This is a genomic window from Bradyrhizobium sp. NBAIM03 (assembly GCF_020194055.1).
Lineage (GTDB): Bacteria > Pseudomonadota > Alphaproteobacteria > Rhizobiales > Xanthobacteraceae > Bradyrhizobium > Bradyrhizobium yuanmingense.
Window position 1 is genome coordinate 76,837 of sequence record NZ_JADYVS010000018.1, and the last position, 13,258, is coordinate 90,094.

Below are 13,258 nucleotides of genomic sequence, written 5' to 3' on the forward strand. Positions count from 1 at the left end.
AGGGCCGCGTCAGCGCAAAGTGTGTAGCGGTTTTCCGAAAAGATCATGCTCAAACCAAAAAACCCAAAGCGCGATGAGGATTCATCCTAATCGCATCGCGCTTTGGGTCGCTTGACGATCACTGCAGCGGCGGGTCGCCGCTAGTGCGCTTCTTGGCGAGGTCCATCTCGGTGACGGCGATCAGGATCTCGGCGCGGGTCTTCAGGTCGGGCGCCTCAAGCATGGCCTGCTTTTCCGCGGGGCCGTAGGGCGACATCATCGCGAGCGCATTGACGAGGGCTTCATTGGGCGCGCTCTCGACGCCCTCCCAGTCGACCTTGAGGTTGTTGGCCTTCAGGAAGTCCGCCAGCACCGCCAGCAGCGCCTCGCGGTCGACCTCCTCCTCGCCGCGGCGCGCGGTGAAATCGTCGACGTAGGCGAAGAAGTCCACCTTGCACTGCCGATAGGGGGTGAGCACCTCGAGCTCCTCGACCACCTTGAAGCGCGAAACGCCGGTGAGCTCGAGGATGTAGCGGCCGTCGCCGGACTCGGCGAGCTGGGTGATGCGGCCGACGCAGCCGACGCGGAACAGCGCCGGCTTGTCGGAATCCTTCCGCGAGTGCGCGATGTCGGGCTGGATCATGCCGATCAGGCGATGGCCGTCGCGGAAGGAATCGTCGACCATCGAAAGGTAGCGCGGCTCGAAGATGTTGAGCGGCATCTGGCCGCGCGGCAGCAGCAGCGCGCCCGGCAGCGGGAAGACCGGAATGATCTCCGGGAGGTCGGCGGGCCCGCGATATTCGATGTTGATCGGCATCTGCCCGGTCCCCTGGCGTTGCTAGCGCATGATCCGGATCCGAAGGACCGCGTTAGCGCAAAGTGTGGAGCGGTTTTCCGAACAGATCATGCTCAAAAAAGGGCGTTACGAAAACAGGATCGTCGACAAACGTTTGCGGCCTTCGACGGTTGCATCATCCGTGCCGCCCCAGGCCTCGAAGAACTGCACCAGCTGCTTGCGGGCGCCGTCGTCGTTCCATTTGCGGTCGCGCTTGATGATCTCGAGCAGCTGCTCGGTCGCCGCCGCGCGGTTGCCTTGGGCGTTGAGCGCGGTGGCGAGGTCGAATCGGGCCTGATGATCGAGCGGGTTTGCGGCGACTTTCTGTTCCAGCTCGGCAACCGGTCCGAGCGATTTCGCCTGCTCGGCGAGATCGATCGCGGTCTGCACCGCCTTCACGGCCGGGTCGTTGCGCTTGGATTCCGGCACCATGGCCAGCGTCTGCTTGGCCTGCTCCATCGCGCCGGAAACGGCGTAGCACTTCGCAAGGCCCGCAAGCGCCGCGATGTTGGTGGAATCATGCTGCAGCGCCTCGGCATAGATCTGCGCCGCCGCCGCCGCGTCGCCCTCGGCGAGCACCGCGTCGGCCTCCTGCACGATCTCGGCGACGTTGACCTCGCCCGGCGCGGTGACGCCCTTGGTCAGCCGCTCGATGAAGGCGTTGACCTGGCTCTCCGGCACCGCGCCCATGAAGCCGTCGGCCGGCTGGCCGTTGACGAAGGCGATCACGGCCGGGATCGACTGGATGCCCATCTGGCCCGGGATCGCCGGATGATGGTCGATGTTCATCTTGACCAGCTTGACCTTGCCCTTGGCCGCCTTCACGGCCTTCTCCAGGACGGGGGTGAGCTGCTTGCAGGGGCCGCACCATTCCGCCCAGAAATCGATCAGCACGGGCTGGCGCTTCGATTCCTCGATGACGTCCTTCACGAAGGTCTGGGTGGTGGTGTCCTTGATCAGGTCGGCCGCAGCCGGGCCCGCCGCTCCGTTACCCTGGTCGATGATCGTCACGGGATTCCCTCGTCATGTCTGGAATGGCGGCTCTTTAGCACGCCGCCGCGTCATATGCTTGTGGTCGGCTCCTAAATTGGGCCGAATGGGCCGAATTTCAATCCAGGCACCCCGATTCCCCGGTTCCGAGACGTTTCCGGTCGATTTGGCCGGCTTCGGGCTCCATACGGGGTCCGAATTGCGAATTGAGGCCGCCTGTAGCTGTTGCATTCCCCTCCCGCTTTTGGCATACGACAGCCGTTGTCGGCGCGTCACGCGACCGACACAGGATGCGGGTGTAGCTCAGTGGTAGAGCACGACCTTGCCAAGGTCGGGGTCGAGGGTTCGAGCCCCTTCGCCCGCTCCAGTTTTTCCTAGGCTGGCCTAGGAAGCGCTCTCCAACCTCGGAGAGCATTGTATGAGCCTCAAAGACTCCAAAGGGCAAGCGCGAGCTGTTGTTGGGCATGAGCCGCCTCGTACGGCGATTTGCTGTCCGCGCTTGCGAGAGCGGCCTCAAACCGAGGCCGGAGCAATTTTGAAGGTCTTTCGGTAGTTTACGGGCAAGTGAAGACGCCGGGAAGGCAGCAACTCAATGGATTCTCAGGCCTTGGTTCACTATATTTGGGGAGAGGAGTTTCCATGTCTGCTCAGCGCTCCGCCACCAAGGCCCAGTATACCGCTGGTGTAATCCAGCGGTTGGCGGCCGCTAACAACGTGGCAGTGATCGCGACATCGAACGATGTCTTTGCCCATCACGTGACGCGGCTCTCCGGCGATGACGTGAATTTCGATCCTATCGAGAATACCATCGTCGCACTCCAGCGCGCCGGGATTTTGGATCGTGTCCAAGCGGTGCGTCTTCAAGCGCGCTATCTTCGCGAAAGCCGTCTGTGACGTTTGATCCGTTTGGAGATTTTGCGACGCGCGGTTATTTGCGCAACGTCGCGAAGGCCAAAGATCCCGGAATCGTTCAGCGCCTCCTGCACAATTCCTTTCTGACCGGCATCGATGCAGCCTTGGATCATCTCAAGGCGCAGCCTTCCCTAAGCTACGCCGATGTCCTCCAAACACACAAAACGCTCTTTGAAGGAGTGTTCCCCTGGGCTGGAGAGGACCGTCATACGAACGCGTCCCACACCTTCGTAAAGAAGGGCTCTGTGATCTTCGCCCATCCCAATGACATCCGCAAAGCTATCGACTACTGGACGGCAATGGCCGCACTATCATGCTGATCCATGCGGAACTTGCGCGGCGTGCAGGCATCAGCATCGATTGGGCCGCCACGGACAAAGTTCAGTATCTCGCAGCCCTGACGCAGGAGCTCGAAGAGCCGGGCAAGGGCAAACTTGATGCTTACCTTAAGCCATTCATCCGCAAGGGCTCGGAGAGCAACATCGCCGACGGGATCAAGGCCGCGCCGGGCCTGGACGGCGGCAACGCAGACACAGTCGCAGGCGAGACGAGCAATCCAATGCTCCAGGCGCAATACGAAGAGCAAAAAGCCAAGCGCAACGGCGGGCGAGACTTGCAATGACAATCCTGGTCACCGGTAGCGCTGGCCATCTCGGGGAGGCGGTCCTGCGGACGCTCCGTGGGCGCGGGTCGCCCGCCCGCGGCGTCGATCTCAAGCCCTCCCCCTTCACCGATGCCGTCGGCTCCATCGTCGATCCCGCCTTCGTGCGGCGCCAGATGGACGGCGTCACCGCCGTGGTCCACACCGCGACGCTGCACAAGCCGCATGTGGCGACCCATTCCAAGCAGGATTTTGTCGACACCAACGTGTCAGGAACGCTGAACCTGCTCGAGGCGGCAGTCGCGGCCGGCGTGAAGAGCTTTGTCTTCACCAGCACCACCAGCGCATTCGGCTCGCAGCTGCGGCCCGAGGCGGGACAGGCGGCGGTGTGGGTCACCGAGGAGCTGCCATCGGTGCCGAAGAACATCTACGGCACGACCAAGCTGATGGCCGAGAACCTCTGCGAGCTGTTCTTTCGCGAGCGCGCGCTACCGATCGTGGTTCTGCGGACCTCGCGCTTCTTTCCGGAGGACGACGACGATCCGGCGATGCGATCGGCCTACACGCTGGACAACGCGCAGGCCAACGAGCTGCTCTACCGCCGGCTGGATATCGCGGACGCAGTGAGCGCGCATCTGCTCGCCGTCGAGCGTGCGCCCGGCATCGGCTTCGCCCGCTACATCGTCTCGGCGACGAGCCCGTTCGAGCAACGTCATCTCGGAGCGCTGGCGCGCGATGCCGCCGGCGTCGTGCGCGAGCTCTATCCGGAGTGCGCGCAGCTCTATGCGGCGCGCGGCTGGCGGCTCTTCCCCGCGATTGACCGGGTCTATGTCAACGAGCGCGCGCGGCGGGAGCTCGGCTGGCGACCCGAATTCGACTTCACGCATGTGCTGCGCAGCCTGCGCGATGGCCGCGACGTCCGCAGCACGCTGGCGCGTGAGGTCGGATCGAAAGGCTACCACGACACGCTGTTCGACGACGGACCCTACCCCGTCGCCCCGTGAGCGCCGCGATTATTTTACTCGACGCTTCAAATGATTGTCCGGCGTCACCGCGCGCGGATCAACTTGCGCAGTTCTACTGTGCATGGGGTTGTTTTCGCACTTTTGTATGCCCACCCCGGCGGACCGCCTGACGACGTTGCGCGCGCGCTGTTGATTCCGCGTTGCAGCGCGAGGCGCGGTCGTCGCAGCGTTCATCCGTTCATTGACATTCCGTCTCAATTTTTGCTGCGCGCAGCCGCGCTGCATCCGGCGCGCTTCTCACGATGGGCAGATGTGCTACCCTTTTTGCGTCTGTCGTCCCGACGGGCTCAAGACTTCGCCTCTCGACTAGCAAAACAAAATAACGCGCAGCCCTGACGGCTGCCTTAGGGGAGTGATGCGATGACATCGATGTTCCATCGATCCGTGTTGGCGCTTGCAGCCGTGGCCCTTCTCGCGGGGACCGGCGCCGGCAACGCGCAGCAGCAGGACAAGAACAAGCCGCTGAAGAAATACGATTCCAGCACCAAGGAGTTCTGGACCCATCCGCCGGATGACTGGTTCCTCGGTGACGAGACCGAGGCGCAGAAGGGCCTCGCGCCGCCGTCGGGCCCGCCGACCGGCGCCTCCGACGCCGAGCTCGCCAACATCGTCAAGAAGATCAAGCTGCCGCCGGGCTTCAAGATCGAGGTCTACGCCTCGGGCGTGCTGGCCGCGCGGCAGATGGCCTGGGGCGACAAGGGCACGTTGTTCGTCGGCTCGTTCGGCCTCGGCAACGTCTATGCCATCAAGGACAACAACGGAAAGAAGGAGGTCAAGACCGTCCTCAAGGGCCTCAACATGCCCACCGGTCTCGCCTTCAAGGACGGCGCGCTCTACGTCATCGCCGTCGACAAGCTGATCCGCTACGACAACGCCGAAGCCAATCTCGACAATCTCGGCCAGGGCAAGGTCGTCTATGACGACATGCCGTCCTATGCCGCGCATGGCTGGAAATACATCGCGGTCGACAAGGAAGGCTGGTTCTTCCTGCCGTTCGGCCCGCCCTTCAACATCGGCATTCCGCCGACCAGCGTGTCGCAGATCCGGCGCGTCGATCCCAAGACCGGCAACGCCGAAATCTGGGCGCTCGGCGTCCGCAACTCGGTCGGCGGCGACGTCGATCCGCGCACCGGCAAGCTCTGGTTCACGGAGAATGCCCGCGACTGGATCAGCGATGATCTGCCCTCGGACAAGCTGAACATGATCAACCGGATCGGCGAGCATTTCGGCTATCCCTATTGCCATCAGGGCAATCTGCCTGACGACAAGTTCGCGATGGGCCACAAATGCTCCGAGTTCACGCCGCCCGTACTGAACCTCGGTGCCCATGTCGCACCGCTCGGCATGAAGTTCTACACCGGCGACCAGTTCCCCGCCGACTACAAGAACAACATCCTGATCGCGGAGCACGGCTCCTGGAATCGCCACAAGTACCAGGGCGCGCGCATCGTGCGGGTGATCGTCGGGCCTGACGGCAAGAACCCGAAGCGGGAGGTCTTCGCCTCCGGCTGGCTCGAGGGTGACCAGGGCTATCTCGGCCGTCCCAACGACATCATCATCGCCAAGGACGGATCAATCCTTGTGGCCGACGATTGGGCCGGCGCGATCTATCGCATCAGCTACAGCAAGAAGTAGCGCGACCTGACGGAGAAAGCTGCGACCGGGTGACGGCCGCAGCTTCTTCCGTTTCAGTGCCTCATGCTGTCGTTCCGGATTGCGCTGCAGCGCAAGTCCGGAACCCATAACCCCGGCTCGTGGTTATGGATTCCGGGCTCGTGCTCCGCACGCCCCGGAATGACGAGCTCGATAGATCGGAATCCTCCCCCATGCGCCGGCAGATCATTTCGCACGCAATCAGCGCGGTTGCGCTCCTGACGCTCGACGCCTTCATCCCGGCTACGGCCGCCGACAATGCCGCGATCAAGGAGAAGGCCGCCGCCTGCTCCGGCTGCCACGGCGAGAACGGCATTTCGCAGACCGAGAACATCCCCTCGCTCGCCGGCCAGCCCGATCAATTCCTGCAATGGCAGCTCGTGTTCTTCCGCGCCGGCGCGCGCAAGAACGATCAGATGCAGCCGATCGTGGAAGGGATCACCAACGAGGACATCCGCAATTTCGGCGCTTACTTCGCCTCGCTGGCGCCGCCGAAGGGACCCGAAGACGGGGATCCCGACCTGTCGAAGAAGGGGGCGCAGGTGGCCGCCGGCCGCCGCTGCGCCTCATGCCATACCGACAGCTATGCCGGCACCAAGGCGGTGGCGCGGCTCGCGGGGCAACGTGAGGAATATCTCGTCAAGGCGCTGCACGATTACAAGGCCGGCCAGCGTGTCGGCGGCGGCGTCGCCGCGATGGCCGACGTCGCCTATCACATGAGCGATGAGGAAATTACCGCCGTGTCGCACTATCTCGCGCATTTGAAATAGCGCTGAGCTGTTTCGGCAATCGCAGCTCGTCATCCCGGGCTCGCGCGGCGCGCGCCCCGGGACGACACCGAATGTGTGGTTACGCCCTACCCCGCCCGCTGCCTCTCATATGCCTTCAGATGCGTATACGCGATGCGCAGCTTCGGCACCGGCACCTTGGCCGCGTCGGCGCGCGCGATGAGATCGCCGATGACGTGGTCGGCCTCGACAGGCAGGCCCGCCTTGATGTCGCGGAACATCGATGCCGTCAGCGGCGAGCCCTCGGTGGTGAGATTGCCTTTGACGCGATCGAAGAACGGGCCGCCCGGCGGATAGCCGGACGCCGTGGCAACCGCGCTGGTCTCATCCAGCATGCCGAGCAGGAACTCCCGGCCGCCGGGCGCGGCGAGGATATTGCCGACGGAAGTCCGCATCAGGCTGGTGCTTGCAGCGAGCGAGGACAGGAACACCCACTTCTCCCACATGTCCTGCATGATGTTCTGGCTGGCGCTGGCGCCATGGATGCCGCTCTTGAAGGCCTCGTCGATCGCCTTCACCCGGTCCGACATCCCGCCGTCGCGCTCGCCGTAGCTGAGCGACTGCATCGGCTGGAGCTGCACCACCTCGCGCTTCTCGTTCAGCGTGGCCGCAATGGCGCAGAGGCCGCCGAGTACGCGCTCCTTGCCGAACTTCGTGTCCAGCGTGTCGAGATGCTTCATGCCGTTGAGCATCGGGATGATTGCGGTGTTCGGCCCCACCGCGGGGGCGAACGACTTGATGGCATCGTCGAGGTCGAATGCCTTGCAGCTGAGCAGCACGACGTCGAACGTGTCCTTGATTGCGTCGGCCTGAACCGTCGGCGGGTTCTTCAAGGTCACATCGCCGTTCGGGCTCTTGATGACGAGGCCAGCGCTCGCGAGCTCGCCGGCTCGGCGCTGCCTAACCAGGAAGGTGACGTCGCGGCCGGCCTGCAACAGCCTGCCACCGAAATAGCCGCCGATGGCGCCGGCGCCGACCACGAGGATGCGCATGGGAGAACTCCGCTTTTACTATTGGCGAATGGCGAATAGGGAGTAGCGAATAGTGGGCGCGATTTCCACTCGCTATTCGCTACTCGCCATTCGCGCGCTTCACTTTCCCGACACCATCTCCTCGACCTCGCGCAACTGCTCCTTGCCGAAGAACATTTCATTGCCGACGAAGAAGGTCGGCGAGCCGAAGGCGCCGCGGGCGACCGCCTCCTCGGTGTTCTTGATCAGCTTGGCCTTCACCTCGGGTTCCCCGGCGCGGGCGAACAGCTTTTGCGCATCGAGACCAGACGACGCCAGCGCCTTCGCCGCGATCTCGGGATCGTCCATCTTCTTCGGCTCGCGCCACATGTGGTGGAAGGTGGCCTCGACATATGTCTCGAACACGCCCTCGAGCTGCGCTGCGATCGCTGCGCGCATCAGGTTCAGCGTGTTGACGGGAAAGTGCGGATTCCAGACATAGGGCTGGACATGGAAGCGTTTGATGAAGCGCTCGGTCTCGACCTGCTGGAACTCCCGCTTGTTCTTGATGCCGGCGAGCGTCTCGGCCGGCGACTTGTTGTTGGTCGACTTGAAGATGCCGCCGAGCAGGATCGGCACATATTCGAACTTGACGCCGATCCGCTGTTCGATGGCTGGAATCGCCAGATGGCTGAGATAGGCGTTGGGGCTACCGAAATCGAACAGGAATTGCGGGGCGGTGCGGGTCAAAATCATTCTCCCTGGCCTGGCTTTCTGAGCGGCTTTTTCTCATTGTGGCGCAGGCCGCGCCACAGGTCTATCGTTTAATGACGGTCATAATACTTTGACCGTCAGATCAGGCGCTGCATCGCCCGCTTGCGCCACACCAGATGGTAATAGCCCATCTGCAGAATCAACATGGCGCAGAACACGATGGGATAGGCGGCCCACACGCCGGTCAGGCCGACCGTGTGGCTGAGGATGATTGCAGCCGGCAGCTCGATTGCGGCGATCGCGAAGATCGACAGCAGCATCGGCGTCAACGCGACGCCGGCGCCGCGCATTGCGCCCGAGAACACCGTGGCGAGCCCGAACGGCACCGAGCTCCACAAGGCGATGTTGAGCAATCCCTTCGCCAGATCCAGCACGGCGCCCTCGGTGATGAAGATACCGAGCACCGCGCGTGGCGCGAGGTAGATCAGCGCCACCAACCCGCCGGTCAGGACGATATTGAACGCAAGGCCCATCCGCACGATGCCGTCAAGCTGGGCCCGGTCGCCGCCGCCGACGGCCTGGGCGCCGAGGATCGAGACCGCGATCGAAATCGACATCGCCGTGAACTGGGTGTAGCCCATCACCTGGTTGACGGCGCCATAGGCCGCGGTGGCATTCGAGCCGAAGCCGTTGACGAGGCCGAGCAGCACAAGCTCGGCGATCGCCATCACCACCATGCCGATCGCGCTCGGCAGGCCGATCCCGAGGACTTTGCCGAGCACGGCGCCGTTTAGTCGGAGGTGACGCAGCAGCGTCGCATCCGGCGCGAGCGCGTGCTTTCTCCGCAGCAGATAGGCAGCCAGCACGATCAGCGTCAGCGTGTTCGCGATCGCAGCCGCCCAGGCAGCACTGGTGATGCCGACGGCCGGCAATCCGAACGTGCCGCGGATCAGCATCGGCGTCAGGATCAGGCCGATCGCCGTCGACAAGGCCAGCGCCAGCAGCGGCGTCACTCCATCGCCGACGCCGCGGATCATCGCCGTCATCAGCAGGAAGATGAAGCCGAGCGGCATCGTCAACAGCATGATGCGCGCATAGGCGCTGGCTTCATCGAGAATGTCCGCGGGCGTGGCGAGCATCACCATCAGGGGCCGGCTGAAGATCCCGCCAACGAGTGCAGTCGCTATCGAGAGCAGCAGGCCGACGGCGAGTGTCGTGCCGACGATGATCTTGATCCGGCCATGCTCGCCGGCGCCGAAGGCCTGGCCGATCAGCACGGTGGCGCCGGTGCTGAGGCCCATGACGAAGGCGAACAGGAAGAACATCACCGGGAAGAACGCCGAGACCGCGGCGAGCGCGCCGACGCCGACCATCTGGCCGAGATAGACGTTGCTGACGGTGCCGAACAGCGATTGCAGCGCGTTGCTCAGCATCAGGGGTGCGAGAAAGCGGAGGAATGTGGTCCAGAGCGGCTTTGCGGCAGACATGGCATTGGCCTTTCATCAGGGCGTGCGAAGCCGTTGCCGCGCAATGCGCGGCTCGGCCGTCGATGGGGCGCGAGAAGCGGCGCGCGGTTTAAGCGCGGTCGCTGTAGGCGAGCTTGACGATGTGGTCGCGGATGTCGGTCGGCCAGTCGGCGATCAGGCCGGTGAAGCGTCGCCGGTCATCCGCGAACAGGGCGCGCGAGGCTTCCTCGAACTGCGGCAGATCGCCGGCCATGGTCGACATGAAGTGGTAGGCCGCATCGCGCGCCTGCCGCTCGCGGTCCTTGTCGCCGCTGGCGCGCCTGGCTTCGTCGACGAGCTTGCGCAGCGCGACCGAAGCGCCGCCGGCCTGTGCGTTGAGCCACTCCCAGTGCCGCGGCAGCAAGGTCACCTCGCGCGCGACCACGCCGAGCTTCGGCCGGCCGCGACCGCGCGGCTCTGCGGGTGCTTCGGTCGCCTCAGCCGACGGCGGGACAAGCTTCGCCAAGCGCGCCAACACCTCGCGATCTCCACCACGCAGATCGAAGTCGATCGATCGGCCCGTGGCGTCCTCGAAGATGATGATTGGCTCGTCCGGCTGTGACGCCACCCGCTTGACGACCAGCGCAACCTCTCCAGCCGGCCCGGACACCAGGCGGCGTTGTCCCTGGAAAGCGGTGAAAAATTTCTGCATTGGAATCATTGCCATTTTGACGATGCTGGGTTTCTTAATACCCGGGTAAATTACTCGCGTCAATATACCCGGATAAAAATCTCAGCAGCGACGGCTCGACAATGTGTTCCCGGGCTGGCACCAACGGCGCGGCCGATGACCACGACCAAGCCTTGAGGACCCCGCGATGCTGACCGTTCACCACCTCAACAATTCCCGCTCGCAGCGCGTGCTGTGGCTGCTCGAGGAGCTGGGCGTTCCCTACGAGATCGTGCGCTATCAGCGTCAGCCGGACATGCGCGCGCCGAAGGAGCTGCGCGCCATCCATCCGCTCGGCAAATCGCCCGTCATCACCGACAACGGCAACACCATCGCCGAATCAGGCGCGATCATCGAATATCTCATCGCCACCTACGGCAACGGGCGGCTGATCCCGCCGCCGAACACGCCGGAGCGGCTGCGCTACACCTATTGGCTGCACTATGCGGAAGGATCCGCGATGCAGCCGCTGCTGCTCAAGCTGCTGTTCACGCTGATGCCGAAACGTGCGCCGGCCTTGCTGCGCCCGCTGGTGCGCAAAGTCTCCAACCAGGCGCTGACCGCGCTGGTCAATCCGCAGCTGAAGCAGCACATGGACTATTGGGAAGGCGAGCTCGGCAAGAGCGAATGGTTCGCCGGCAGCGAGTTCACCGCGGCTGACATCCAGATGAGCTTTCCGCTCGAAGCCGCCCAAGCTCGCGGCGGCCTCGAGCAGGGCCATCCCAAGGCGATGGCGTTCCTGGAGCGCATCCACGCCCGGCCTGCATATGCGCGCGCGCTGGAGAAGGGCGGGCCGTATCAGGTCGGGCGGTAAGCTCCCTTACTCCGTCATTCCGGGAGCAGGTTACTGCCCCGCCGCCTCCGCGCCGCGCGTGCGCGGATCGGCTGCGCCCAGCGTTCCGTTCGGCGTCACCAGAATCGAGTTGGCAGATGTCTGGCCCATCGGCTCGACGACGAGGTGCCCCATCGCCTTCAGCTCGAGCAGCACGCCCTCGGGAAAGCCGCGCTCGACGCGCACTTCATCCGGCAGCCATTGGTGGTGCAGCCGCGGCGCTGCGACCGCGGCCGCAACATCCATCTCGTAGTCGAGCACGTTCACGATCACCTGCAGCACGGTCGAGATGATGCGGCTGCCGCCGGGCGAGCCCGTCACCAGCACCGGCTTGCCGTCCCTCAGCACGATGGTCGGTGACATCGACGACAGCGGCCGCTTACCGGGACCGGGAAGATTCGCTTCGAAGCCGACCAGGCCATAGGCGTTGGAGGCGCCGATTGCCGCGGTGAAATCGTCGAGCTCGTTGTTGAGCAGCACGCCGGTGCCGTCGGCGACGAGGCCGACGCCGTAGCTGAAGTTCAGCGTGTAAGTGTTGCTGACGGCGTTGCCGCGGGCATCGACGACGGAAAAATGCGTGGTGTTGCTGCCCTCACGCGGCGCGGCAGGAGAGGCCACGAGCTCTTTTGACGGCGTGGCGCGTTCGGGGGAAATGTGCGCGCGCAGCTTCGCGGCATAGTCCTTCGCAATGAGGGTCTCGATCGGCGCGTTGACGAAGGCGGGATCACCGAGATAGCGGGCGCGATCGGCATAAGCGCGCTTCATGGCTTCGATCAAGAGATGCAGCGACGCCGCCGATCCCTGCTTCAGATCGGCCAGAGGGAAGCCCTCGAGGATGTTGAGCGTCTCCATCAGCACGACGCCGCCGGATGAGGGTAGCGGCATCGACACGATGTCATAGCCGCGGTAGCTGCCACGCACCGGCGTGCGGATGACCGGCTGATAGGCCTTGAGGTCGGCCGGCGTCATGATGCCGCCGGCATCGGTCACGGCCTTGGCGAGCTTCTCGGCGACCGGCCCCTCGTAGAATCCCCGCGGCCCCTGTGCAGCGACGGCCGCCAGCGTTTCGGCGAGATCGCCCTGCACCAGCCGATCGCCTTCGCCCAGCGGCGTGCCATCCGGACGCGAGAATATCCTGGCCGAAGAAGGCCAGCGTGCCAGCCGCCGGTGCCAGCCCGGCAACGTATCGGCCATGTCGTCGCTGACGATGAAGCCATCGCGTGCGAGCGCGATCGCAGGCGCCAGCAGTTGCGCCAGCGTGAACTGACCCGAGCCGTATTTCTCGAGCGCGAGCGCAAGGCCGGCGACGGTGCCGGGCACGCCGATGCCGAGCGCGGAATCCCGTGACTTCGTCGCGTCGGGCTTGCCGTCGGCGCCGAGGAAGATCTGCGGCGTGGTCGCGGCCGGCGCGGTTTCGCGATAGTCGATCGTGATGTCTTCATTGCGATCGGCGGAATGGATCACCATGAAGCCGCCGCCGCCGATATTGCCGGCACGCGGATAGGTCACGGCCATCGCGAAGCCGGTCGCGACCGCAGCGTCGATGGCATTGCCGCCGCGCCGCAGGATGTCGGCGCCGATCTGCGCGGAGATCTTCTCCTGCGCCACCACCATGCCGTGCTCGGCGGCGACGGCGCGCACTGCCTCGCGTGCGGGCGGAACATAGCCCTGCCGTGCATCCTGAGCGGTCGCAGGGGCGAGACCGAGCACCAGGACGGCAATGGCGGCTAAAAATCTCCGCCGTGTCGAATATGACGACATCATCGAATTCCCGCCGTGGCGTTGCACCGGTTCACACCCGTCA

The 13,258-nt window shown here is 64.3% G+C and carries 14 protein-coding genes and 1 tRNA gene; 8 read left to right on the forward strand and 7 right to left on the reverse strand.

Features of this window, described 5'->3' with window-relative positions; genetic code table 11:
- Positions 1-118: 118 nt before the first annotated feature.
- A complete protein-coding gene (locus tag I6F21_RS24980; protein WP_036003016.1) occupies positions 119-796 on the reverse strand; it encodes an LON peptidase substrate-binding domain-containing protein in 678 nt (225 codons plus the stop codon).
- Between the two features lie 105 nt (positions 797-901).
- Positions 902-1,825, reverse strand: coding sequence for a thioredoxin (gene trxA, locus I6F21_RS24985; protein ID WP_025033093.1), 924 nt, complete (start codon positions 1,823-1,825; stop codon positions 902-904).
- A 271-nt stretch (positions 1,826-2,096) separates the two neighbouring features.
- Here trxA and I6F21_RS24990 point away from each other — a divergent pair.
- The 7 genes from I6F21_RS24990 (at position 2,097) to I6F21_RS25020 (ending at position 6,765) form a co-directional block, all read left to right on the forward strand.
- Positions 2,097-2,171 (forward strand) — tRNA-Gly (locus I6F21_RS24990).
- Between the two features lie 272 nt (positions 2,172-2,443).
- Positions 2,444-2,698 (forward strand): hypothetical protein, encoded by a 255-nt coding sequence (locus I6F21_RS24995; protein ID WP_036003012.1) that lies wholly within the window; start codon positions 2,444-2,446, stop codon positions 2,696-2,698.
- On the forward strand, positions 2,695-3,036 hold the full coding sequence (locus I6F21_RS25000; protein WP_225183550.1) for a hypothetical protein: 342 nt from the start codon (positions 2,695-2,697) through the stop codon (positions 3,034-3,036). The genes I6F21_RS24995 and I6F21_RS25000 overlap by 4 nt, the downstream gene beginning before the upstream one ends.
- A complete protein-coding gene (locus I6F21_RS25005) occupies positions 3,030-3,338 on the forward strand; it encodes a hypothetical protein (RefSeq protein WP_225183551.1) in 309 nt (102 codons plus the stop codon). Before I6F21_RS25000 ends, I6F21_RS25005 begins: the two co-directional genes overlap by 7 nt.
- On the forward strand, positions 3,335-4,321 hold the full coding sequence (locus I6F21_RS25010; RefSeq protein WP_225183552.1) for an NAD(P)-dependent oxidoreductase: 987 nt from the start codon (positions 3,335-3,337) through the stop codon (positions 4,319-4,321). The genes I6F21_RS25005 and I6F21_RS25010 overlap by 4 nt, the downstream gene beginning before the upstream one ends.
- Positions 4,322-4,702: 381 nt before the next feature.
- A complete protein-coding gene (locus I6F21_RS25015) occupies positions 4,703-5,977 on the forward strand; it encodes a PQQ-dependent sugar dehydrogenase (protein ID WP_036003007.1) in 1,275 nt (424 codons plus the stop codon).
- A gap of 191 nt (positions 5,978-6,168) precedes the next feature.
- Entirely contained in the window at positions 6,169-6,765 is a 597-nt protein-coding gene (locus I6F21_RS25020) for a c-type cytochrome (RefSeq protein WP_225142298.1), read from the forward strand.
- 86 nt (positions 6,766-6,851) lie between these two features.
- Here I6F21_RS25020 and panE read toward each other — a convergent pair whose 3' ends face one another.
- The 4 genes from panE to I6F21_RS25040 all read right to left on the reverse strand — a co-directional run bounded on the left by panE (position 6,852) and on the right by I6F21_RS25040 (position 10,619).
- A complete protein-coding gene (panE, locus tag I6F21_RS25025) occupies positions 6,852-7,775 on the reverse strand; it encodes a 2-dehydropantoate 2-reductase (protein ID WP_225183553.1) in 924 nt (307 codons plus the stop codon).
- 99 nt (positions 7,776-7,874) lie between these two features.
- Positions 7,875-8,483: a 2-hydroxychromene-2-carboxylate isomerase gene (locus I6F21_RS25030; RefSeq protein WP_193374950.1), complete on the reverse strand. Its 609-nt coding sequence runs from the start codon at positions 8,481-8,483 to the stop codon at positions 7,875-7,877.
- A 101-nt stretch (positions 8,484-8,584) separates the two neighbouring features.
- On the reverse strand, positions 8,585-9,934 hold the full coding sequence (locus tag I6F21_RS25035; protein ID WP_225183554.1) for an MATE family efflux transporter: 1,350 nt from the start codon (positions 9,932-9,934) through the stop codon (positions 8,585-8,587).
- Between the two features lie 88 nt (positions 9,935-10,022).
- On the reverse strand, positions 10,023-10,619 hold the full coding sequence (locus tag I6F21_RS25040; protein ID WP_109141984.1) for a DUF2239 family protein: 597 nt from the start codon (positions 10,617-10,619) through the stop codon (positions 10,023-10,025).
- Between the two features lie 151 nt (positions 10,620-10,770).
- Here I6F21_RS25040 and I6F21_RS25045 point away from each other — a divergent pair, with 151 nt between their 5' ends.
- Entirely contained in the window at positions 10,771-11,436 is a 666-nt protein-coding gene (locus tag I6F21_RS25045) for a glutathione S-transferase (protein WP_036002974.1), read from the forward strand.
- A 30-nt stretch (positions 11,437-11,466) separates the two neighbouring features.
- Here I6F21_RS25045 and ggt read toward each other — a convergent pair whose 3' ends face one another.
- Positions 11,467-13,218, reverse strand: a complete 1,752-nt coding sequence (gene ggt / locus I6F21_RS25050) for a gamma-glutamyltransferase (RefSeq protein WP_225183555.1) — start codon at positions 13,216-13,218, stop codon at positions 11,467-11,469.
- Positions 13,219-13,258 lie beyond the last annotated feature (40 nt).

What these genes read in the sequence shown, in the direction of transcription:
- I6F21_RS24995 (WP_036003012.1), top strand. Translation starts at nt 2,444, where the DNA reads ATGTCTGCTCAGCGCTCCGCCACCAAGGCCCAGTATACCGCTGGTGTA.
- panE (WP_225183553.1), bottom strand. Translation starts at nt 7,775, where the DNA reads ATGCGCATCCTCGTGGTCGGCGCCGGCGCCATCGGCGGCTATTTCGGT.
- I6F21_RS24980 (WP_036003016.1), bottom strand. Translation starts at nt 796, where the DNA reads ATGCCGATCAACATCGAATATCGCGGGCCCGCCGACCTCCCGGAGATC.
- ggt (WP_225183555.1), bottom strand. Translation starts at nt 13,218, where the DNA reads ATGATGTCGTCATATTCGACACGGCGGAGATTTTTAGCCGCCATTGCC.
- I6F21_RS25020 (WP_225142298.1), top strand. Translation starts at nt 6,169, where the DNA reads ATGCGCCGGCAGATCATTTCGCACGCAATCAGCGCGGTTGCGCTCCTG.
- I6F21_RS25035 (WP_225183554.1), bottom strand. Translation starts at nt 9,934, where the DNA reads ATGTCTGCCGCAAAGCCGCTCTGGACCACATTCCTCCGCTTTCTCGCA.
- I6F21_RS25010 (WP_225183552.1), top strand. Translation starts at nt 3,335, where the DNA reads ATGACAATCCTGGTCACCGGTAGCGCTGGCCATCTCGGGGAGGCGGTC.
- I6F21_RS25015 (WP_036003007.1), top strand. Translation starts at nt 4,703, where the DNA reads ATGACATCGATGTTCCATCGATCCGTGTTGGCGCTTGCAGCCGTGGCC.
- I6F21_RS25005 (WP_225183551.1), top strand. Translation starts at nt 3,030, where the DNA reads ATGCTGATCCATGCGGAACTTGCGCGGCGTGCAGGCATCAGCATCGAT.
- I6F21_RS25040 (WP_109141984.1), bottom strand. Translation starts at nt 10,619, where the DNA reads ATGGCAATGATTCCAATGCAGAAATTTTTCACCGCTTTCCAGGGACAA.
- I6F21_RS25045 (WP_036002974.1), top strand. Translation starts at nt 10,771, where the DNA reads ATGCTGACCGTTCACCACCTCAACAATTCCCGCTCGCAGCGCGTGCTG.